Origin of the sequence: Kiloniella majae (assembly GCF_002118315.1) — a bacterium.
Classification (GTDB): domain Bacteria; phylum Pseudomonadota; class Alphaproteobacteria; order Kiloniellales; family Kiloniellaceae; genus Kiloniella; species Kiloniella majae.
This window is the reverse complement of the sequence record NZ_MTSZ01000001.1, coordinates 462,475-482,505: the sequence shown is the minus strand read 5'-3', so window position 1 is coordinate 482,505 and position 20,031 is coordinate 462,475. Positions and strand designations below refer to the sequence as shown.

Genomic DNA, 20,031 nt, shown 5'->3' with positions numbered 1-20,031 from the left:
TTCTTTATACCTGTCAAATAATGTCAGGTATTATTTGTGGGCAAAAAATAAATGCGGGCGTCTCGTCTTCTTTCCATTCTGATGCGACTACAAAAGGGACAGGTTACGGCGGAAAAACTGTCGAAAGATCTGGAAGTCTCTGTCCGCACAATCTATCGCGATATGGATCATCTGAGCTTTTCAGGCGTCCCTGTTTACGCTGACCGGGGCCGCGCAGGAGGCTTTCAGCTTTTGGATGGATGGCAGATGCCGGCAACAGGTCTGACGACGATTGAGGCTGAAGCGCTATTACTTTCCGGTATGCCGGATCAGGTCAGGCAGCTGGGGTTACAGAGCGCAATGCTGAGCGGTCAGGAGAAAGTTCTGGGGACATTATCTGCATCACAAAAGGATTTCATTGGCAAAATATCCGCCTGTGTCCATGTGGATCCTGTTTCATGGTTCGGGATGGAAGAGCCCGCCGAAGATCTTCGGGACCTTGCGGATGCCGTCTGGAACTTGCGTAAAATTTCCTGTGTGTATGAAAGCTGGCGCGGAGAAGTCCAGCGAGAGTTATGTCCTCTGGGGCTAGTTGTCAAAGGTGGGAAATGGTATCTGGTTGCTATTGCGGTTAAGGCCTGTAGCGAAAAAGACAACAGAGATAAAGATTGGGGGGATTACATTGCTGGCAATGAGCGTATTTACCGGGTTGGAAAGTTTCAGCAAGTAACTGTTTTGGGCGAAAGTTTCAGTCGTCCAAAGAGTTTTGATTTGGCGGATGTATGGCGCAAGGCTGTTCGTCGATATGAAGAGAATATTTATCGGGATAAGGCGACGTTACGGATAAACAAAGAAGGCCTCCGCCAACTGCCACGGTTAGGTGAGCCAGTTGTAAGGGCTGTGATGGAAAACAAACCAGAACCTGATGCGGACGGGTTTGCCAAAATTACGATCCCGATTGAAACGATAGAGAATGCCTGTGCTGATATCATGCAACTAGGGACAAATTGTCAGGTTTTAGGGCCAAAAGAGCTTGTTGATGAAATGAAAGTTAAAGTGAGGACAATGGCGGATTTTTACTCTTGATATGTTTTCTTGAGATGAAAATGTGATTGAGGGAGAATGTTTATAAGATGAGACGCTTCCCCTATAACAGCGACGTGCCCTTGTTGAATGCTTTGGTTACGGATCAGTCCTTGGCCTTTGGCGACAGCGGCCCGTAAATCAGGATCTTGCTCGGTAAAGGAACCACCGGCTTCTAATGAAGAGCTTTCAAAGGTAATGCTTCCTAGAATTTGTGCACCGTTGCCAAGGGTTGAATTACCGAGGATGGTAACGCCGCCCAGATATCTGCCGTGATCACCGATATGAATAGCGCTGTCGGGGTTGTTTGCCTTGATTGTCACGCCGCCTTCGGGGCCAAACTGATTGTTTGAACCTATGATGATTGTCCCACCATTGGCTTCCAGATAGGTCTGGGCATGAAAGGTATTTCCATTGCCAAGCATGATTGTTTCAGCATTGTCAGCGCGAATAACAATACCAGGATAGAAGATGTTGCCTCTTCCAATCTTTGCATGCACAGAAATCAAGGTCGAGAAGGGATCAAGGATCGTATTGCCACACGTAGTGAGTTCCATCGTTTCGCCCAAAGTACGGAAGCCATTGTCTTTGCGTTGAGCATCAATTTTGGCGAGAAAATGGTCGTTGGTGATCATGTATCAATCCTGTGAGAATGTTTTCTACAGTATTGATTTATAGTTGTTTTTGTAAAGAATTTTTATTGGTTGAAATAAATGATTTGGCAAGGGCATCACCCAGACAATAACGTGTTGATATTACCTGGAGAACTCGTAGCCAACTAGGTCTGATTTTTTGATCTTGTTATCCAGAATGAATTGCAGGTCATGGGTAATGATCGGATAAGTAACTCAAGTTGGTTTTGTATCCTATAGGTTTATTTACTAATTATTATAGGTATCAAAATAAGTTATATTTAAAGCTATAATAGAAAAGCGATTTATCCCTTTGGGGTCCCAACATGTTTGGAATGGTGAACAGGCATATTATTCAAACGATACAAACCACCTATGGTGAACAAAAGTGGATTGATATTATTGCCAGTATTCCTGAAATTCCTCATTTCTCGCAATTACAACAATATCCTGATGAGATAACTTTTTTAATCATCAAAAAGTCCGTTGAGACCCTGGATATTGATATTGATTTGTTATTGGAAACCCTTGGTCGGGGCTGGATAAAGGAAACTGCTGATGGACCGTGGGGGATTTATTATGAACTCTATGGCGACACAATCTTTACATTCTTGAATAATCTTGATTCCTTGCATGCAGCATTGGGGGCGCAATTAACTGATTTATCTCCGCCTTCATTTCTTTGTAAGCATGTTAATGCGGATACTATTTGTGTTCGTTATATGAGCAATCGGGATGGACTTACCTATTTTGTCAAAGGTCTGTTGAAAGGACTTTGCGAGAAATTTAGTTACCCCGCCCATGTGACAATTGAACAAACGCGCTCCGATTTAATCAAATATGATGAATATTTAATAGAGAAAATATGAAAACATCGATAGATAGCAATACGTTACTTGAAGCGATAGGATATTATTTTGTTTTTGGAAAAGATTTTTCTATTACAGAGTTTGGCGGGAATCTTGAAAAAATTATTCCCGAAATTCAGATTGGGAAAACTGTTGGTGACATATTTATTTTAGAACGGCCTAGGGTAAACTGGTCATTGGAAGATTTGGATTTCATCTTAAAGAAACCTATTTCTTTGCGATCAACGTCAGACAAAATTCTTTTTAACGGTGCGTTTTACCCTAGTGATAGTCATGTTCTTTTTGCTGGTTATCCTGTGTTAGTCACGATCGATGAAATCACCAGTTCAAACCTTAAAATGACCGATTTTGCGCCCAGCAATCCTCTTCATTTTTATTTCGGGACGTTGCAAGCAAAAGACACGCTATTACAAGACTTAAGCGAAATGACGAAAGCATTACAAAAGACAACCAAAGAAGCACAAGATGCCAATGCCGCCAAGACGTCCTTTCTCGCTACGATGAGCCATGAATTACGTACACCGCTCAACTCTATAATTGGCTTCTCTGATCTTTTAAGAAATGAAATAAATGGGCCAATAGGAAGTGAATACATTGCCTATGCTGATGACATAAATATTGCGGGTCATAATCTTCTTTCCGTTGTTAATGACGTGTTCACCGTCGCTAAACTTGAATCTGGACAGATAGAATTACATGACATCGAGTGCGACATTACAGAGATACTCAACTCATGTATTCACAAGATTAAAGCGACAGCACAGCAAGAAAATATTACGATTAATCTTCAGCTTGATGACAGTACCGCATTGATATTTGCTGACCCTGAAAAAGTAAATCACATCATAAACAACGTACTATCTAATGCGATAAAGTTCACACCTCAAGGCGGTAAGATCTCATTACGATCCTATTTATCTATCGAAGAACAGTTAGTGATTGAGATTTGCGATAACGGCGTTGGCATAAAATCGGATTGTTTAGAAACAGTGTTTGAGCCGTTTCGACAAATTCAAAAAGTGCATACCCGTGAATATGAAGGCAGCGGTCTTGGGTTGTATATCGCAAAGTCATTTGTAATGTTGCACAATGGAAATATCACAATTAGCAGTGATGAGGGGGCCGGTACAAAGGTTGAAATTGTTTTTCCAAGCGAACGTATTCTTCAGCAACCAGCTTTACCGAACAAATAACTTTTAGAACTGTACCGAGAGAATACGGCGCAGGAACCACTGCCATAGGGCATTACGTCGTGCAGAATGGCGGCGGTATCACTGCGCAAGTGGCACATATTTACAGATGCCAAACGATCTTTAACCCAGTTTGTCCAAGGAATTAATGGCTTTTATTGCTCGTTCTTTATCTACAGCGCCTAGTGGCAGGATTGGCAAGTGTGGAGATGCATCAGAGAGTGACAGAATATTTGCGGCAGAATACATAACCCTCATACCACCAAACTCTTTGAATAGCGTCCAGAACGGTTGGAAAAAACGATCGATCCGCTGAACCTCTTGAACGTCACCAGCTTGCGCAGCTTTTGCCAATTTCATCGCTTGTGACGGAAAAAGACCGCCAATCACGCTGTACCATGTATCAGCCCCGGCAAGAAGACCTGCGGCACAACCCCAGTCGCCACTATAGCCAATAGCAAAGCTATCCTTGTGGGCAGTCTTTTGGCGAAGGTGCGTCAGATCGGCCTCTATATCCTGACCTTGCGGTAAGGGCATTTTGACCGCGGCAATGGTCTCTAATTGCGAGAGACGTTTTAAAAGATCCAGTGAAAAGGTGAAATGGGTTGTGCCGGGGTTATTATAAATGCAAATGGGAAGGTCTGTGACCCCGGCAACCGCAACAAAATGTTGATAGACTTCTTCTTGAGTCAAAGGTGCGTAGGAAACAGGGGCCAGTAACAAGCCATCTGCCCCAGCATCGCGGGCATCTCTTGCCAAGTGCTGTACTTCATCTGTTCTGAGTGCGCCAATGCCAACAATCAGGGGAACACGACCATCAACGAAGTCGGCAGCCACAGAAACGGCATGTTGCCGCTCAGACCTTGTCAGATAGGCGTAACCGCCCGTACTGCCCAGCAGCCCAATAGAGTTAACCCCGGAATCCCCTCCGGAATCAGGCCCGGCCTTGACGATCCGTTCCAGCAAAAGACAAAGTGCATCGCTGTTTATCCGACCATCCTTATCTGTCGGTGTTATGGGGAAGGCAGAGAGGCCGTGAAAAAGTGACATGATCGTTTCCTGGCTGAAGAAGTGAGGTGTATAAGCCTTGGTGATTTATCAATAATTCTCTTCGTCTTATTGATTTCTTTTCACGAGGCATAGAGCCATTAATTTTTCTGGGATAGGGCCACTGTATAATTTGTAAGGCCGGGGTGTGAGGCCGGGCAATTGGAGCTGAAGCTATAATGAGTGGCAATTACACGAAGTTTGACCTCATATTAACGGCAACACTTCTCAGCGTGATCGGCTTGATCTCTTGGAGAAACATGCGATCAATACTCAAAATGTCATCAATCGCTCTCAATAATGCCTTTCCGTTCCTGAACCCGTTGGACGAAGACGTCGATAAAGGTGCGGATGCGGGGGACGCGGCGCAGGTCTTTGTGCATTAGTAACCAGATGTCGCGCTGGCTGACGGTTTGGCCGGGGGCGAGGCGGACGAGGTTGGGATCTTGCTCGCCTATAAAGCAGGGGAGGATGGTGGCCCCGATGCCAAAGCGCACGGCTTCGAGTAATGTAGCGACGGAATCACTGCGCAGTCGGCACATATGATCTGGAATCTCCGGGGCCAGTCTGGGCCACGTGGGTGTCGCTGTGCCATCGTCCCAGTTGAGCCAGACAATATTGTCGAAATCACCCTTTAAGCTGTCGAGATAATCCCGGGATGCATAGGACGCAAAGGTAGCGGTTGCCAGCTTGCGACCAAAGAGATCTTCGTTGGGGGAGTTGGTGGCATAGAGCGCCAAATCCCCAGGAAATGGGGTGTTGGATGTATCTTTACCATCCATCTCCTGCGTGCGAATGCGTAGGTTAATATCAGGATATTCTAGCAGAAATTCGGATGTCACAGACATCAGCAGATGGTTCGAGAGAATATCAGTTGTGACGATATGAATTGTGCCGCCTTGTTCCTCGCTCAACCCGGCAATGTTCTGGTTGATATCCTCGACCTCTTTTTCCAGTCGGGCGGCGCCCTCAAAGATTCGGTGTCCGGACGGACTGAGGGTGTTGCGCTTGGCTGTCCCGATAAAGAGGTTAAGACCCAGTCTTTCTTCAAAGGACTGGAGTTTGCGTGACACGGTGCTTTGATCAAGCCCGAGCTGTGCCGCCCCGGCTGTGATTGATCCACAGCGGGCAACGGCAAGAAATATACGCAGATCATCCCAATTTTTCATCCATGCAATATAGCATGGTTTATATGTAAATCTATCTATTTACGGTTTTTATGCATGTGTGTGAGAGTGCTTTTACCCATTCAACATTGTTATTTATTCAAAAAGGAACCACAACATGTTTGCATATTTTGTTGCTCATTTCGACGTTAAAGACCCCACTAAACTGGCGGCCTATTCAAAAGCAGCAGCTCCGATTATTGCTTCTTTCGGCGGGGAGCTATTGTTCAAAGGCGGGGCCGATAAAGTTCTCACAGGAACAGACCCACTGCCAAGTACCGCAGTTTTCCGTTTTCCTGATCAGAACAAGCTAAATGCCTTTTATCAGTCGCCGGAATATCAGGCTTTGACCACCGCCCGTGAAGCCGGTGCAAACATGGTGCTTTCTGCTTTCGATGCAGCATAGGAACGAGATAGGTATAAGAAAGCCAGTTGCTATAATTCAGCTGGCTTTCTTTGTTGAAATTTTGATTTGTAAGGGGATAGAGTGTGTGTGCTTAAGTCCTACCGTTAGCTCTTTTAAAGCCATCATTTAAAACGTCATCTCGCAACAGGTTTTTCAATGTTAATCCGTCTTGCCAGAGAAACAGATTATGCCTTCGCCGTTGAACTCTATGCCGAGTTTGGTGGGGCTGTTCCCGGAATTTCAGGGGAAGAGGGATTGGCGCAGTGGCGGACTTTACTGGCACATCCCGGCACGTCGGTTGTTGTTGCTGTCGATCAAGAGAGTGAGGCAAAGGCGGTGGCTCGACAAATCTGTGCCCCTGTCTGTGCAATCGTCACGCTGCATGTGTTGCCCAATATGACCTATCTCGGGCGGCCTTATGCTCTGATTGAAAATGTGATTACGTCACAGGAATATCGCGGACAGGGACTGGGCAGACAGGTTATGGAGCGGGCCATTGATATGGCATGGGAAGCCAATGCCTATAAAATCATGCTCTTGACGGGCAAGGGTCGCAAAGACGGCGGTGCCAAAGGATTCTATGAAAGTCTGGGCTTTTCTGACGAAGATAAGTACGGAATGACTTTACGAAAGCTTCCCGCGCGTAAATAATGTTTTTGTTTTTCTATAGGCCTTTATCTTTTCTTGGTCTTTTTGTCCTGCTTGTCCTGCCCAATTAAATTTCTTTGTTTCAATTCTTTCTGCCTTTGAATGAGGAAGTGCGTTTCTATGCCCTTTAATGCCGATGAGTTACATGCCGTTGTTTTTGATATGGACGGGCTTTTGATTGATTCCGAAATAATCTATCTGCGCGCTTCTGTTGATGCGGCGAAGGAATTGGGTTTCGAGCTTAGTGAAGAACTGTACAAGTCTGTGGTCGGCCTTACCATGCAGGCCGGTGAAGATATTATCCGTAAAGGGATGGGAAACGATTTTCCGTTTGATGAATTCAATAGCAAAATGCATGAATTATTGGAAATTGAATTCGCCCGTCATGTGCCGCTGAAAACAGGTGCAGAGGAACTGCTGGCTCTCTTGGCAGAACGGGATCTGCCTGTTGCTGTTGCGACCTCAACGAGCAGACGGCGTGCCGAAAGCCATCTGACCCATGCCGGGGTGATGCCCTATTTTTCGACTATTGTGACGTCGGGGGATGTGACCCGTGGCAAGCCAGATCCGGAACCTTATTTACTGGCGACAAAGTATTTGGGCGTATCGCCGCAAAGCTGTCTCGCATTGGAAGACTCACATAACGGTGTAAGATCTGCCCATGGGGCAGGCTTGCAAACCATTATGGTGCCCGACATGTTGGCCCCAACCGATGAAATCTCGGGTCTCTGCATCGCGGTAATGGAAAGCTTGCACAAAGTACGGGAACAGTTTTTGGCTTAGAGGTTGTTTTTGCAGTGTGCTGATAATATAAATATCAACCTTTAGAAGAAAAAGAGCGTTCGCAATGACAGCAATTCCTTCGACTATTCCCGTAAAACTTCCTGTTTTTGATACACTGTTGGAAGCTTTTAGTCTTTGGGGGCGTAATTTTTTATACTTCGCGCTAATAGCAGTTGTCTTCGTGACGGGGAGTGCCCTCTCGCCTATAGGAGTAGTTCCTGATTTTATCACCGGGATTACAAACGGTGAAACACGTTTTCTCTATCTAGGCCACACGGCTATTGTCGTGTTACTTACATACACTCTCTATTGGTTGGTTTCCTGGCGCTGTTTTCAGCAACTGCGCCATTCTGACAGTAAAGAGGCTGGTACGTGGCTTCCCAAAGAATTTTTACGTTTTAATGCGGTTCTTCTTATCTTTTTGATTATTGCTAAGGTGGTTTACCCAACAGTTGAAGTGTATATTTATGATGTTTGGGTGAATGCTTTTCTGATTTTCGACAATTCAGGAGGTATCTTGAGTGAATACCCTGTTGTTCTGGATATCGTTATACAAGCGCCAACCTATATATTCAGTATTTTGTTTTTTATCCTAATGCCGCTAACGGTTATAGAAAAAACAAGTTTTATTAAGGCTTTAAAGCGTACGCTAGAACTCAGTAAGGGCAATTATTTTGCTATTCTTGGTCTGTTTCTTCTTAACTTAGTTGTCGCCGCAATTTTGGGCGCGGTCATTTGGGCTTGTTTCACTTTTTTGGCTGAATTTCCTGATCTCTTTGACATGCTGTTAGGCTCGCCGGATGTTTTCGTTCAAACTTTCGTTCTTTTTGTCCAATGGGGGCTGATGCTTGTGTTCACCGTTGCTCTTTGGACAGCGGCCTATGCACGCCTTTTGGCGATGCAAGAGACAGATTTGACGCAGGATTAATATTTCCTGATCAAAAAATAACCCCCATATTTGTGATTTGTTCAATAATTGAAGCAAACGCTGCTGTGCGTTATTAACGTTGTGTTGCCCTTGACAATGGAGGCATCACAAACGGCGTAAATAAGACAGGTTCACCTAAAAAACCATCATTCTTGTCGGTGATAAGAGAGACGGCATTTAAAAAACATGCTCTTTTAAAACCAACAGGTTATGAGGTGATTAGATGTTCCAACGTCGAATTCCCGAATGGCTTCGTCATGCCCCGACGCCGGGGGCAAAGGGCTTTGCTGTTCTGTCCGGTATTGAATCAATTTCCCGCGGTATTTTGATCTCTGTTTTTCCCCTTGTGATGTATCGGGCATTTCAGGATACGCTGGTTGTTTCCGAAATATATTTCTTTGTGGGGATTATCTCGCTTGTCTGCGGGCTACTGGTGCCCTGGTTGACACGCTTTATTCCCCGTCGCTGGATGTATTCGTTGGGGGCCGTGCTTTTTATTGTCAGCTCTTTTCTGGCGATAGAGGGTTCAGCCATTTCAATCGCGCTGGCTCTTTTTTCCTATACCGTTGCGGTGGTGATCCTCTTTGTTTGTTTTAACGCCTATGTTCTGGATTACGTTGCCAAGGTTGAGCTGAAGCGATCTGAAACCCTGAGATTATTCTACAGCGCATTGGCATGGTCAGCGGGACCTGCGGGCGGGGTCTGGTTGTTACAGTGGTGGACGCCTGCACCATTTCTGGTTTCGGCCTTGGGCGCGACTGTGTTGCTTGTCGTGTTTTGGTGGATGCGTCTCGGAGATGGGAAACTCATTACAAAAGCGCGGGCTCCCACGCCTAACCCTGTGGCCTTTATTCAACACTTTTTTGTGCAACCAAGACTGATTGCCGGATGGTTGTTTGCGGTTATAAAGTCCTGTAGCTGGTGGGTTTATATCGTTTATCTACCAATTTACGCGGTAGAAGCCGGGCTGGATGAACGTATTGGCGGGATTGCTTTGTCAATTTCCAACAGCTTGTTGTTCCTGACACCCTTTATGTTGATGTGGATTGAGCGGAACTCTGTTCGCTATGCAATACGTGTTGGTTTTTTAGTTGGTGGCGGCGTTTTTGTTGCGGCGACTTTCAGCGCGTCATTACCGTGGATAACAGTCGGGTTTCTGTTACTTGGAACACTGTTTCTTATTCTGCTGGATATCTGTGCGGGGTTACCCTTTCTGATGGCAGTCAGACCATCGGAACGGACAGAAATGTCTGCGGTTTATTCTACCTTTCGGGACGTATCCGGTATTATCAGCCCGGGTGTTGCGTGGCTGGTTTTGCTTGTCGCGCCTATCTCGGCGCTCTTTGCAACCGCGGGGCTTGGCATGTTTGCGGCATGGGCTGTTGCGGGGCAATTACATCCAAGGCTGGGTGTTCGGAGACAGGTAACTGTTTCCAAACCAAATGATATTGCCCCAAATAACATAAAGGCGGACAGCCAAGTTGTTACCGAAGGCTATCATACATAACAACAGAACCCGCCCTTGGTTCAGGACAGGTTCTGTTGTTATTTGTATCCTTGCTCAATCACGCCAGTTGCATGGTTTCTTCTGGCTTGTGAAGACTGACAACAGTCAGAACGGCGAGACCGTTTGCCCAATAATAGATTGCATCGATGCCATTAAAGCTCAGGATAAAGGGGATCAGGGCAAAAAGGACACCAACAGCAAAATCAACGGCCAAGTGCAGTTTGTAGGGTAAAACTCGGATTATACCCAGATGATGATCCGTAAGGAGCGTCAGTATAAAAGCGGCCACGCCGGTGACAACGGAAAGCCACATAGCGACAGGGTGACTGCTGCCCAGATTAAGAAGAAAGGGAAGGACGATGAGGCTGATCGCAACAGGGTAATCGAGGTAGGCGTGAATATTCTTGGTGACAAAACGCGGTATCATTTTAAGCATCCTTTACATTTAAGTTCGTTCGTAAATTCGAACGGTCTTTGAGGAGCCTTTTCCTCTTGTGAGGAAAGACGGTTCGAAACTCATAAGATCAATGTAAGGGAGTTTTTCGGACGATGAAGTTCAGATGGTTCGGGAAATATGCCTGATCGTTCAAACTAATGGGTTGTTCTGTATTCTGCCGGGGATGCGCCCACTTCTTTTTTGAAGACACGGGAAAAAGCTGATTCCGATGCGTAGCCGATCAAGGCAGCAACTTCGGCAACATTCATTTTCTGTTCTACCAATCCTTGCCGTGCAATTTGCATACGCCATGACGTCAGATACTGAATGGGGGTAACGCCCATCTTTTTGGCAAAATGCTGTGCAAAGGAAGTTCGTGACAATCCCGCTTCACGGGCGAGGCTTTCCACTGACCAACTCTCGGCCGGTGCTTTGTGAAAAGCATTTAATGCGCGCGAAATATGCGGGTCGGCAAAGGCGGCTAGGCCTGTGATATCTGACCCTTGGTTTTCAATAAAGGTTCGGATGGCTTGGGCAAAGATAACTTCGGACATTTTCAAGGCGATGAGATCACCGCCAAATTTGGAGCCCCCGGTTTCATCCCCAATCATGCGCAGGGTTGCTTCCATCCATTTTCCGGCGGTTTCGCCATAGTTGGGAATGTGAATATAATCAGGCAATTGATCAAAGATCATGTGCCTTGCATCTCTGGCGAAGGAAAAATGACCGCAGATCAATTGGGTTTCTTTTTCGATATCACCGCCACCATAGACCAAAACACCGTCGCCTTTATAGCCGGACTCTTCAAGAACACGATCCAACGGCAGGATTTCGTGGGGTGAGGTGTTCTCGCAAAAAAGACTATGGCTGGCCCCGTGCGGGATGATCACCAGATCGCCCTGTGCAAGAACCAGATTTTCACCTGTCTTGTTGATCATAACTTTACAGGTTCCCCGGTGTGCAAAGTGAAAACGTGCCGCGTTTTCAAAGGGAGGAACTTCCAAGCCCCAGGTTGAGGTAAAGGAGGTGCGAAAATACAGGGTACCTTTCACGGAAAGACGTGTGAGAATATCACTTAGTGCATCCAGCATAACCTAAACCTTTCAAACGTTTCCCGCACTGATCTTTAATCACTCAGACCTTTAACAGGACCTTCCCTCTAGATCGTAGGCTCTGTTGTTTAACTATGTGCAGGCTTTGAAGTGACGTCCAGTGGTTTGAACGATCTGCCATATATTGTGAACTCTCAGGCATTCACAGTTCGGTCTATTCAGTCTTTCCTGTTTCATCGCGTTTTGATCAAATCTATTGACGAAGAATGGACAGAAAATGAAGAAACTGATCTCTGAAGTACAGAAACTGGGCAATGAAACAATGAAAGTGCTTACCCTTGGCGTAATCTCTTTTGGTATTGCTTTCTCAGTACCTGCTGCGGCGGAAAATCCTGCTGAATTGAATGATCTGGAAATTGCTCATGTTGCCTACAGTGCAGATAACATTGATATCAAATACGCACATTTGGCGCTTGCCTTATCTGATAATCCTGACGTTCGGAAATTTGCCGAGACTATGATCCGGGACCATGAAGCGGTTAACAAAGCTGCGCTTGATCTTCTAGGCAAGTTAGGCGCACAGGCACAGGATAATTTCCTAAGCCAGACTTTGAACAAAAACTCTGAAAAGATCATCACAGATCTGGCTGCTTTGCGTGGTGTGGAATTTGACCGGGCCTATGCCGCAAATGAACTGGCCTATCACAAGGCCGTCAATGAGTTGGTTGAACATAGTTTTATCCCCAATATTGAAAATGAAGAAGTAAAAGCGTTGTTCAAACAAGGACTTAAGATCTTCAAGGCTCATGAGGGGCACGCGGAAATGATGGTCAAGAAGCTGAAGTAAGATCCTCTGCAAAAAAAGATACTGAAAATCCTGTAATGTCCCGTAATGACCCGTAATGAAAGGTGCTGTAATGCCGAAATATATAAATAACAAGGGATCAGAACGGCGGTCTTTTTTAGCAGGAACAATGAACTTGGCTGGTGCAACGGGGTTTCTTGTTGCATCAACCCGGCTCTCTGCTGGGATATTGGCCGGAGGGAGCTCTTTGGCTGGAGTTTCCCGTTTGGCACAAGCTGCCGATGACAGTCGGGAACATACGGTGGAAATTCGTAATCTTGTTTTTGTACCTGACGTGATTGAGGTCTGTTCGGGGGATAAGATCCGTTGGATCAACCGTGATATCAGTCCGCATACGGCAACGGCCCTTGATGGGCACTGGGATACGGAAGAGCTTACATTAAATCAGCGTCGGACACTGATTGTTACCGAAGACATGGCCGGAGAATATTATTGCCTTTTCCACCCTCATATGAGGGGTGAAATTCGTTTGAGAGAAAAGAAGAAAACCTGAGCCGCCAGTTATTGTGATTAACGGCTCAGATTTGGTGATAAGTATTTGATAGAACTTGTGTTTATTCCGTCACCACTTTGCGATAAAGGTGCCATGTGGAATGTCCGAGCACAGGCATTACCACGCAAAGCCCGACAAAAAACGGGATGGACCCGACAAGCATTGAACCTGCAACAATGGCTCCCCAAACCATGATGGGGATGGGGTTGGTCATGACAACCTTGACCGATGTCTGTACCGCCAATGCTGCGCTGATGTCTTTGTCCAGCAGCATGGGGAAAGAAATAACGCTGATGGAAAGCACGACAACAGCAAAGATAAAGCCAACGCCACAGCCAATAAGGATCAGGTTCCACCCTGCGGGGGTCGTTAAAACCTGACTGATAAAGACACCAATAGAGGTGATTTCTGTTGTACCGAAAATTGTTTTGAAAAGCATAAGCGCTGTAACCAGCCAGACCAGAAAAATAACGGTGAGCAATATCCCTAACGCACTGATTGATCCGATGGCGGGGGAATGACAGATATTAAAGACGTGACGCCATGCCAGGCTCATTCCCTTTTCCCTGCGGCGGCTAAGTTCATACATGCCCAAAGCAGCGATAGGACCGAGCAGGGCAAAACCGGTTACAATCGGAAAGACGAGGGGGATAATATCATATCCGGCAGCCATGCGTGCAGCCAAAAGGCCGATGATCGGATAGATCACGACTAGCAGTATAATATGACTTGGCTTTTGTTTGAAGTCGCTCAGTCCTTTGGCGATAACATCCATAAGATCTTCAACAGTGATTTTATTGATTTTCGGAACGCTTTTCACGGCTGTCCTGTTCAGATCGACAACAGGATCGTATTGAGTTGCTGCTTTCGGCATTAGCTTTTCTCCTGAACCAGTGGGTTCGCGAACAGCACTAACAACGTGATACAACTTCATAGCCGGACGACAGGCAACCGCCGATCAAAAGGGCAGCACCAAACAATCTGCCATTCCTCAAAGGCGGTTATTGTGCCGCCCAACAGGGCCGCTATCCGCTTATCTAATCGCTATAGTACACGAAAAGGGCGATTTCGTCATCTTGTCCACGATCATATGGGATCAAAGTCCGGTGAAGCGCTGTGAAGACTGTCTGATGGACACAAGCATGACGAGATTATGCTGTCATAATTTTAGGCTATTGAGCTAAGATAAAAATCGAAAGTTTTGATTTGTCGGGGTTTGGGTTTTTGGGGTGTTTCAAGAGGGATTGAACCATGAAGGTGTTTTTCTATGGTCTGTTTATGGACAAGGATTTGCTGCTTGCCAAAGGACTTGTGCCGAGCTTTTCGCAAAAAGCATGGGTCGATAATTATGCCCTCAAAATTGGTGAACGTGCTTCACTTGTCAATGAAGCCGGGGCCAGGTCTTACGGTGTTGTTATGACACTGGAACAAACACAGGTTACCGAACTCTACGCCGATGACGGTGTAAAGGAATATCAACCGGAAAAACTAATCGCCGTCTATCAAGATGGTACAGAGGAAGACGTCATCTGTTACAACCTGCCCAGCCATCTGATCCGTGGCACCAACCGTGCCTATGCTGAAAAGTTATTGGACGTGACAACCCGCCTTGGCTTTCCAGATGAATTTCTGGCACACGTCAGATCGTTCGTTTGAAGTGGAATTAACAATGCTAAGAACAAGGTCAGTTGAAAGCCGGGATCTGGATTTGATTTGTGAGCATCGCCAGAAGATGTTCCGGGCGAGTGGGAAGCCTCGCGAAGAAGAACTCACGACCATGCATTTGCCCTTTCGCGAGTGGTTGGGACCACGCCTTGCGGATGGAAGTTATTTTGGCTTTATTGTTGAAAACGAGGGGGATGTCATTGGCGGTATTGGCTTGATGGTTATTGACTGGCCGCCACACCCTTCGCACCCGCAAGATGATCGCCGGGGTTATGTGCTTAATATGTTTGTCGAACCTGACTATCGCGGGCAGGGTATTGCGACGGATTTAATGAAGATGGCAGATGCTGAGTTCCAACGCAGGGGCATTTGCTATGCAATCCTTCATGCAACCAGCAAAGGACGCCCCCTCTATGAACATTTGGGCTGGTCTGGGACAACAGAGATGGCGAAGCAATATTAAGTCGCGTTTCGCGAGATTGACGATCTTATTCTTCTATCCATTCAGCTTGTCCCTGTTCGTTAATGCGCACGGTCAATTCATAGACAACACCGGGATCACCATAGTGATCAAAAATGAAGCTAAAGCATTTTGCACAATTGGTAGGCTGAGGTTCTTTTAGCCTAAGATTATAGCCATCCTGAACATAAATTTCAGCGGTTTCTGCAAAGGCAAAAGCAATGGCTTGCAGAGGGATGTTTTCAGCAGGGGATACTTCGATGGTTGTATCTGATTGTGTTGCATAGACAGCTACCTGATCCTTCTGATGAAAGTAAAGGATGTTTCCGATCACGACGGCGAGGATAAAAAGGAAGCCAACCACTGCAAATTTATTATTTTTCATATGCTTGTCTCTGCCAAAAGGGTCTCATCGCAACTGTTCGCGGATAAGTGAGATGAAATCGCGGACGCGTTGTGGCGGTTTTGTATCAAACTGGTGCAAGGCATAGATCGGGGCGACACCAAGGGGAGATACTTTGATCAGAGAACTGATTGCGGCGATTGATGTTGCCGTGATGTCTGGTAATCTGGCAATCCCGAGGCCACTTTGGGTGAGTTTTAGGATATCGGGCAGGCTGTTACAGCGTGCACGGGGTAAAACTTTAAAAGAAACCCCTTTTGATAAGCTATAAGTTACCGGGTTTCCCTGCCATTCATTGGCAATATGGCCCCACTTTTTCAAATCGTTCAGGTCATTTGGAATGCCGCCTTGCGCTTTGATGTAATCTGGATGTGCATAGAGGCTTTCGCTTAAAGTTCCAATCTTGGTTATACGGGCGGTTTGTCCGGCTAGCTTGCCGACACGGATGGCGAGATCGATATGCTCTTCGATAAGTTTGATCGAGGCATCTTCGGCGACCAGACGAACAGACATCCGGGGATAACGGTCCAGATAGAGTTTGATTGCCGGGGTGATAACAGCGGCGCAAAGCGCGTGAGGGGCGGTAATAGACAGAGTGCCCTGTGGATTGCCCTGGTCTTCCCAAATGCTTTCAAGCGCGGTGTTGTAGGCATCCTTTATGGTTAGGCAGCTGTCATAGAAACGTGCGCCTGCATCGGTCAGGGTCAATGAACGGGTGCTGCGTTGGAGCAGGCGGGTATTCATATCTGCTTCCAGCCGGGAAATGGTTTGGCTGATTGCGGATTTACTGCGTCCTAAACGGGTGGATGCGGTCGTGAACGAGCGCGTATCAACAACCTCAATAAAGGTCAACATGTCGTGTACATTCGGCTTCACTGTTTAATTTTCCTAAACTATGAAATCATCTAATCCTATCTTATCGTCTTTGTCTTCTCATGCAATAAAGATCCTGAGATGAGCCTGGTGGGAAACGAACCAGATGGGACGTGGGCCAAATAGGAAGCGTGCCAATTGGCTCAAGGATATTCGGATAAACTGAGGAGACAGAGAGATGACAACAGATCTAAAAACAGTGGTTATCAAAGCGAGTGAAAAGTGGAAAACGGCCTTTAATTCAGGCGATGCCGCCGGGTGTGCCGCCTGTTACGAAGCAGATGCAGTTATGGTTGCCACGCCCTTTGGTACCTTTACCGGGCATACAGAAATTCAGTGTTTCTGGCAGAACCTGATCAATGACGGTTTTACGGGTGTTGACTATCTCAATCCGGAAATCACGGTTCTGGACGAGACATCAGCCCTTTTGACCAGTGGCTGGAAGATGAATAAGGCGCAAGGAATTATTACACGCGAACTCTGGGTCCTTCAGGCCGATGGCACGATGGCGCTGCGGGAAGACCATTTCGAAGCTCAGGGGTAGGTCCCTTGCTGGGTGAAAATTGACAGAGGTGATCAGCGAGCAGATTTAGGACGCCGCTCTATATCGATCCAGTGTTTCGTTAAGCTGTTGCTCGGTAAAGGGTTTGGTTAGGATATCGTCCATACCTGCCTCAAGGAACTCAGTGTGTCGTTCAAGGAAAGCCTCGGCTGTCAGGCCAATGATGGGCAGGTATTTTCCGTGGTCTGTTGCCTTGATGATCTCTGTGGCTTCCATGCCGTTCATTTCCGGCATGTGGATATCCATCAAGATCAGATCGGCCCAGCCTTCCTCGGCGGCGTCTACAGCTTTTTTACCATTCTCAACCCGTTTGACTTCGCAACCGGACTTTTTAAGAAAAGCAATGGCAATCGTTGCATTCAGATCGTTATCTTCAGCAATGAGTACCTTGATGGCCTTTTGTGATGTTGGCCTAGTGATGAGGGGGCTGTCGAAGTCTTCAATTGTTGATTCCATAAAGGGTAAAACAACATCAAAGCGGGTTCCTTGACCAAGCTTACTGTCAATGAAAACGTCACCGCCCATAAGTTCGGCGAGCTGTTTTACGATTGTTAAGCCGAGTCCGGTGCCCCCGTGTTTTCGGTTGATACTGCTATCTTCCTGAGTAAAGGGATCGAAAATCGAATTCACCCTGTCCGGGGCAATGCCGGGGCCTGTATCGATGATTGAAATGAGATAGGCGCAATCTTTGACTTCTTTTACCCGGATGTCGTTTTGGGGAACACTGTTGATAGAGACTGTGATAGAGCCTTGCTCGGTAAATTTAATTGCATTGCTGATTAGGTTCCACAAAATTTGCCGGAGCCTGACAGGGTCGCCGTTGAGGATGGGGGCTTGATCAATGTTATAAGTGACTTTGAGTTCCAGTCCCTTACTGTCAATCTGGCCCTGAAAAGGGGTGGCAATGACGGTGACAAGTTCGCGAAGGTCAAAGGTTTTTTCTTCCAACTCAATGCTTGCAGCTTCGATCCGGCTCATATCCAGGACATCATTGATAATAGCCAGAAGGGTTTCACCAGAAGATAAAATCGTTTTTACTTTTTTCTGCTGATCCTTGTTCAGATCTGTATCCATGAGCAGTTGTGCCAACCCCAAAACACCGTTCAGAGGTGTTCTGATTTCATGGCTCATGGTGGCAAGGAAATTGGATTTCGCGGCGTTGGCGGTGGTTGCTGCTTCCTGTGCTTTGTGGATGTCATCAAGTTGTTTGCGCATAATGTTATCTGCATGGCGTACAATGAGAAAAAGAACCGCATAGAGGACGCCGAAACATAACAACAGCCCTGTCACGACCTGAAAGGTGGTTTTTTCAATATGTTCAACAAGCGGTGTGGCATCGCTGTAAAGCTCAAAGACGCCTTCCAGCTTGCCGTCCGGGCCTTTGATCGGGATATAACTTTCTACCAGATGACGGTTTTTTACTTCGCCGTCAAAAGTGGGGAAGGTTTCACGAAAGGAATTTTTTGTATGGGGTTGTAAATCTGTCAGGGTTGCTTCGAAGTTGGCATTGCCGACCTTGCTGTCCCCCATCTGGGCAAATTCAGATGAATAGACGGTCAGGCCGTTTAGACTATACATCTTGATTTTTAAAATGGGGGTGTTTCTGGTCAAGGATTTGAGCACTCTGTGAATGTCCCGGGTTTCGGGGCGAACACGAAGGCCATCTCCATCAAGGTTGGAGACGCTATTTACATAGTTGCTGTAACGGGGCCAGATAATATTGGCAAAGGACTGAGCAAGGGCAACATTTTGCGTTTCGATAACATTTGTGAGCTGGGTATTTTCTTTTTTCCAATAGAGATAGGACAGGCTAAAGGTCACAAGCAAAATGGCCAGTGCACTGGTAATGGAAAAGTATCGAAGTAACCTGAACAATATGACAGCCTATGGTTTTGAAATCTGTAAATTGCAGACCTGCAGAAAGACAAATTGTTACTTACTATAGAAAGTGCAGAGTTAATTCTCCCTTAAGTTAAGGAGTATCAAAAGTGAAACGGATTACCGCCACCTATTTTCGGGTCAGCGACTTTACTGACCTTGAAGCATTTTATGCTGATTTGCTCGGGATGACGGTTGTTTATCGTGACGCCGATAGTATTGCGTTCAGTTTTGACTGTTCGCAAAATAGTCTGGTGTTTCAAAAAGCAGATGTTTCTAACTATCAAGCGCCAATAACAAATTTTGGGGTAAAAGATTTTTATTGGAAAATCGGTATTACCCTCAAGAATCTGGACGAAGCCGTCAGTTATTTTCGGGAGAAAGGTCTCGTCTTGAATGATCCCTGTCAGTTCAGGGATATTGGCTATATGACCAAGATGACCGACCCCAAGGGCTTCCATATTGAATTGCTGCAACAGGGATTTGAGGGGAATGCAGAAGCTCTTGATCGCGGTACTCTTGCGTCTGGCCATGTTATCGCAGATCAGGCTATTCTGGCACATATTACCCTGCGTGTTACTGATCTGGGGGCAGCTCGGGACTATTTCGAGGATAAACTGGGAATGCGCCTGATGTCGATCCAACCTGTAAGTGACAGGGGGTTTTGTCTCTATTTTTACAGCTGGAATAACGAGGCTTTGCCTGTTCCAGATCTTGAAGCTGTTGATAACCGTGAATGGCTTTGGCGGCGCCCCTATAGCTTGATTGAGCTACAGCACTGGGAAGATCCGGCAGTGCTGATTTCACAGGTATCCATGGATCAAACAGGTTTCGACGGCTTTTCTTTTGGGGATACGTCCTGTGATGGTGAGACTGGTCCTGTCGAGAACAGAGTTACGTTAACGGAATTGTCGACGATTTAATCTTGTAAAAATATTATTTAAAAGCGCCTGAAAAAGTGCTGCCAGCAGGTAGGTGCTGTTGAGAGGTCTATCATTTAATTGTTCTGTTTTTAGAACTATGTAATTCATTTTATCTACCTTGTTCTGATTTTGTTGTTAGTTCATATTGTTCTTCAAGACGAACAAATAGAGCAACTCACAATA

Annotated in this window: 23 protein-coding genes; 14 read left to right on the top strand and 9 right to left on the bottom strand. The window is 46.2% G+C overall.

What is annotated here, in order from left to right:
* Positions 1 to 51 precede the first annotated feature (51 nt).
* Complete coding sequence (locus BKB51_RS02305) at positions 52 to 1,065, top strand: helix-turn-helix transcriptional regulator (protein ID WP_085899476.1); 1,014 nt, start codon at positions 52 to 54, stop codon at positions 1,063 to 1,065.
* Here the strand turns inward: BKB51_RS02305 and BKB51_RS02300 are convergent.
* A complete protein-coding gene (locus BKB51_RS02300) occupies positions 1,056 to 1,697 on the bottom strand; it encodes an LbetaH domain-containing protein (protein ID WP_085899475.1) in 642 nt (213 codons plus the stop codon). The two genes, BKB51_RS02305 and BKB51_RS02300, sit on opposite strands and share 10 nt — an antisense overlap.
* Before the next feature lie 323 nt (positions 1,698 to 2,020).
* Between BKB51_RS02300 and BKB51_RS02295 the strand changes: the two genes are divergently transcribed.
* Together BKB51_RS02295 and BKB51_RS02290 are read left to right on the top strand one after the other, a co-directional pair.
* A complete protein-coding gene (locus BKB51_RS02295; protein WP_085899474.1) occupies positions 2,021 to 2,563 on the top strand; it encodes a heme NO-binding domain-containing protein in 543 nt (180 codons plus the stop codon).
* Positions 2,560 to 3,756, top strand: a complete 1,197-nt coding sequence (locus BKB51_RS02290; RefSeq protein WP_085899473.1) for an ATP-binding protein — start codon at positions 2,560 to 2,562, stop codon at positions 3,754 to 3,756. Before BKB51_RS02295 ends, BKB51_RS02290 begins: the two co-directional genes overlap by 4 nt.
* Before the next feature lie 120 nt (positions 3,757 to 3,876).
* Here BKB51_RS02290 and BKB51_RS02285 read toward each other — a convergent pair whose 3' ends face one another.
* The gene (locus BKB51_RS02285; RefSeq protein WP_085899472.1) at positions 3,877 to 4,803 is read right to left on the bottom strand and encodes a dihydrodipicolinate synthase family protein; all 927 of its coding nucleotides are present in this window, start codon (positions 4,801 to 4,803) and stop codon (positions 3,877 to 3,879) included.
* Between the two features lie 281 nt (positions 4,804 to 5,084).
* Complete coding sequence (locus tag BKB51_RS02280) at positions 5,085 to 5,969, bottom strand: LysR family transcriptional regulator (RefSeq protein WP_085899471.1); 885 nt, start codon at positions 5,967 to 5,969, stop codon at positions 5,085 to 5,087.
* Positions 5,970 to 6,084: 115 nt separating this feature from the next.
* Between BKB51_RS02280 and BKB51_RS02275 the strand changes: the two genes are divergently transcribed.
* The 5 genes from BKB51_RS02275 (at position 6,085) to BKB51_RS02255 (ending at position 10,238) form a co-directional block, all read left to right on the top strand.
* On the top strand, positions 6,085 to 6,372 hold the full coding sequence (locus BKB51_RS02275; protein ID WP_085899470.1) for a DUF1330 domain-containing protein: 288 nt from the start codon (positions 6,085 to 6,087) through the stop codon (positions 6,370 to 6,372).
* 156 nt (positions 6,373 to 6,528) lie between these two features.
* Entirely contained in the window at positions 6,529 to 7,023 is a 495-nt protein-coding gene (locus BKB51_RS02270; RefSeq protein WP_085899469.1) for a GNAT family N-acetyltransferase, read from the top strand.
* Between the two features lie 117 nt (positions 7,024 to 7,140).
* Positions 7,141 to 7,803, top strand: a complete 663-nt coding sequence (locus tag BKB51_RS02265) for an HAD family hydrolase (protein WP_158090117.1) — start codon at positions 7,141 to 7,143, stop codon at positions 7,801 to 7,803.
* Positions 7,804 to 7,867: 64 nt separating this feature from the next.
* Positions 7,868 to 8,731 carry a glycerophosphoryl diester phosphodiesterase membrane domain-containing protein gene (locus BKB51_RS02260; RefSeq protein WP_085899467.1) on the top strand — a complete coding sequence of 288 codons (864 nt, stop codon included), beginning with the start codon at positions 7,868 to 7,870 and terminating at the stop codon, positions 8,729 to 8,731.
* A 223-nt stretch (positions 8,732 to 8,954) separates the two neighbouring features.
* Positions 8,955 to 10,238, top strand: a complete 1,284-nt coding sequence (locus tag BKB51_RS02255; protein WP_085899466.1) for an MFS transporter — start codon at positions 8,955 to 8,957, stop codon at positions 10,236 to 10,238.
* Positions 10,239 to 10,296: 58 nt separating this feature from the next.
* On the opposite strand, the gene BKB51_RS02250 is transcribed toward BKB51_RS02255, so the two are convergent.
* Both BKB51_RS02250 and BKB51_RS02245 read right to left on the bottom strand, forming a co-directional pair.
* Positions 10,297 to 10,665, bottom strand: a complete 369-nt coding sequence (locus tag BKB51_RS02250) for an SPW repeat domain-containing protein (protein ID WP_085899465.1) — start codon at positions 10,663 to 10,665, stop codon at positions 10,297 to 10,299.
* A gap of 164 nt (positions 10,666 to 10,829) precedes the next feature.
* A complete protein-coding gene (locus tag BKB51_RS02245) occupies positions 10,830 to 11,765 on the bottom strand; it encodes an AraC family transcriptional regulator (protein WP_085899464.1) in 936 nt (311 codons plus the stop codon).
* A gap of 238 nt (positions 11,766 to 12,003) precedes the next feature.
* On the opposite strand from BKB51_RS02245, the gene BKB51_RS02240 reads away from it, so the two are divergent.
* Together BKB51_RS02240 and BKB51_RS02235 are read left to right on the top strand one after the other, a co-directional pair.
* The gene (locus BKB51_RS02240) at positions 12,004 to 12,573 is read left to right on the top strand and encodes a DUF4142 domain-containing protein (protein WP_085899463.1); all 570 of its coding nucleotides are present in this window, start codon (positions 12,004 to 12,006) and stop codon (positions 12,571 to 12,573) included.
* A gap of 70 nt (positions 12,574 to 12,643) precedes the next feature.
* Positions 12,644 to 13,084: a cupredoxin domain-containing protein gene (locus BKB51_RS02235; protein WP_158090116.1), complete on the top strand. Its 441-nt coding sequence runs from the start codon at positions 12,644 to 12,646 to the stop codon at positions 13,082 to 13,084.
* Between the two features lie 61 nt (positions 13,085 to 13,145).
* On the opposite strand, the gene BKB51_RS02230 is transcribed toward BKB51_RS02235, so the two are convergent.
* Entirely contained in the window at positions 13,146 to 13,958 is an 813-nt protein-coding gene (locus tag BKB51_RS02230; protein ID WP_085899461.1) for a DUF2189 domain-containing protein, read from the bottom strand.
* A 377-nt stretch (positions 13,959 to 14,335) separates the two neighbouring features.
* Between BKB51_RS02230 and BKB51_RS02225 the strand changes: the two genes are divergently transcribed.
* The gene (locus tag BKB51_RS02225; protein ID WP_085899460.1) at positions 14,336 to 14,740 is read left to right on the top strand and encodes a gamma-glutamylcyclotransferase family protein; all 405 of its coding nucleotides are present in this window, start codon (positions 14,336 to 14,338) and stop codon (positions 14,738 to 14,740) included.
* 13 nt (positions 14,741 to 14,753) lie between these two features.
* Positions 14,754 to 15,212: a GNAT family N-acetyltransferase gene (locus BKB51_RS02220; protein ID WP_085899459.1), complete on the top strand. Its 459-nt coding sequence runs from the start codon at positions 14,754 to 14,756 to the stop codon at positions 15,210 to 15,212.
* A 25-nt stretch (positions 15,213 to 15,237) separates the two neighbouring features.
* Here the strand turns inward: BKB51_RS02220 and BKB51_RS02215 are convergent, their stop codons facing one another.
* Together BKB51_RS02215 and BKB51_RS02210 are read right to left on the bottom strand one after the other, a co-directional pair.
* Positions 15,238 to 15,594 carry a hypothetical protein gene (locus BKB51_RS02215; RefSeq protein WP_085899458.1) on the bottom strand — a complete coding sequence of 119 codons (357 nt, stop codon included), beginning with the start codon at positions 15,592 to 15,594 and terminating at the stop codon, positions 15,238 to 15,240.
* A gap of 24 nt (positions 15,595 to 15,618) precedes the next feature.
* Complete coding sequence (locus tag BKB51_RS02210; protein WP_125911764.1) at positions 15,619 to 16,488, bottom strand: LysR family transcriptional regulator; 870 nt, start codon at positions 16,486 to 16,488, stop codon at positions 15,619 to 15,621.
* 175 nt (positions 16,489 to 16,663) lie between these two features.
* Between BKB51_RS02210 and BKB51_RS02205 the strand changes: the two genes are divergently transcribed.
* Positions 16,664 to 17,029 carry a YybH family protein gene (locus BKB51_RS02205; protein ID WP_085899456.1) on the top strand — a complete coding sequence of 122 codons (366 nt, stop codon included), beginning with the start codon at positions 16,664 to 16,666 and terminating at the stop codon, positions 17,027 to 17,029.
* Between the two features lie 45 nt (positions 17,030 to 17,074).
* Here BKB51_RS02205 and BKB51_RS02200 read toward each other — a convergent pair whose 3' ends face one another.
* Positions 17,075 to 18,922, bottom strand: a complete 1,848-nt coding sequence (locus BKB51_RS02200) for an ATP-binding protein (RefSeq protein WP_085899455.1) — start codon at positions 18,920 to 18,922, stop codon at positions 17,075 to 17,077.
* A gap of 113 nt (positions 18,923 to 19,035) precedes the next feature.
* On the opposite strand from BKB51_RS02200, the gene BKB51_RS02195 reads away from it, so the two are divergent.
* Positions 19,036 to 19,848: a VOC family protein gene (locus BKB51_RS02195; protein WP_085899454.1), complete on the top strand. Its 813-nt coding sequence runs from the start codon at positions 19,036 to 19,038 to the stop codon at positions 19,846 to 19,848.
* Positions 19,849 to 20,031 lie beyond the last annotated feature (183 nt).

Bases quoted from the DNA above. Each gene is read 5' to 3' on its own strand.
- BKB51_RS02285 (WP_085899472.1), bottom strand. From the start codon at position 4,803: ATGTCACTTTTTCACGGCCTCTCTGCCTTCCCCATAACACCGACAGAT.
- BKB51_RS02240 (WP_085899463.1), top strand. From the start codon at position 12,004: ATGAAGAAACTGATCTCTGAAGTACAGAAACTGGGCAATGAAACAATG.
- BKB51_RS02215 (WP_085899458.1), bottom strand. From the start codon at position 15,594: ATGAAAAATAATAAATTTGCAGTGGTTGGCTTCCTTTTTATCCTCGCC.
- BKB51_RS02260 (WP_085899467.1), top strand. From the start codon at position 7,868: ATGACAGCAATTCCTTCGACTATTCCCGTAAAACTTCCTGTTTTTGAT.
- BKB51_RS02245 (WP_085899464.1), bottom strand. From the start codon at position 11,765: ATGCTGGATGCACTAAGTGATATTCTCACACGTCTTTCCGTGAAAGGT.
- BKB51_RS02205 (WP_085899456.1), top strand. From the start codon at position 16,664: ATGACAACAGATCTAAAAACAGTGGTTATCAAAGCGAGTGAAAAGTGG.
- BKB51_RS02250 (WP_085899465.1), bottom strand. From the start codon at position 10,665: ATGATACCGCGTTTTGTCACCAAGAATATTCACGCCTACCTCGATTAC.
- BKB51_RS02225 (WP_085899460.1), top strand. From the start codon at position 14,336: ATGAAGGTGTTTTTCTATGGTCTGTTTATGGACAAGGATTTGCTGCTT.
- BKB51_RS02290 (WP_085899473.1), top strand. From the start codon at position 2,560: ATGAAAACATCGATAGATAGCAATACGTTACTTGAAGCGATAGGATAT.
- BKB51_RS02255 (WP_085899466.1), top strand. From the start codon at position 8,955: ATGTTCCAACGTCGAATTCCCGAATGGCTTCGTCATGCCCCGACGCCG.
- BKB51_RS02265 (WP_158090117.1), top strand. From the start codon at position 7,141: ATGCCCTTTAATGCCGATGAGTTACATGCCGTTGTTTTTGATATGGAC.
- BKB51_RS02305 (WP_085899476.1), top strand. From the start codon at position 52: ATGCGGGCGTCTCGTCTTCTTTCCATTCTGATGCGACTACAAAAGGGA.
- BKB51_RS02220 (WP_085899459.1), top strand. From the start codon at position 14,754: ATGCTAAGAACAAGGTCAGTTGAAAGCCGGGATCTGGATTTGATTTGT.
- BKB51_RS02275 (WP_085899470.1), top strand. From the start codon at position 6,085: ATGTTTGCATATTTTGTTGCTCATTTCGACGTTAAAGACCCCACTAAA.
- BKB51_RS02270 (WP_085899469.1), top strand. From the start codon at position 6,529: ATGTTAATCCGTCTTGCCAGAGAAACAGATTATGCCTTCGCCGTTGAA.
- BKB51_RS02230 (WP_085899461.1), bottom strand. From the start codon at position 13,958: ATGCCGAAAGCAGCAACTCAATACGATCCTGTTGTCGATCTGAACAGG.
- BKB51_RS02300 (WP_085899475.1), bottom strand. From the start codon at position 1,697: ATGATCACCAACGACCATTTTCTCGCCAAAATTGATGCTCAACGCAAA.
- BKB51_RS02235 (WP_158090116.1), top strand. From the start codon at position 12,644: ATGCCGAAATATATAAATAACAAGGGATCAGAACGGCGGTCTTTTTTA.
- BKB51_RS02295 (WP_085899474.1), top strand. From the start codon at position 2,021: ATGTTTGGAATGGTGAACAGGCATATTATTCAAACGATACAAACCACC.
- BKB51_RS02280 (WP_085899471.1), bottom strand. From the start codon at position 5,969: ATGAAAAATTGGGATGATCTGCGTATATTTCTTGCCGTTGCCCGCTGT.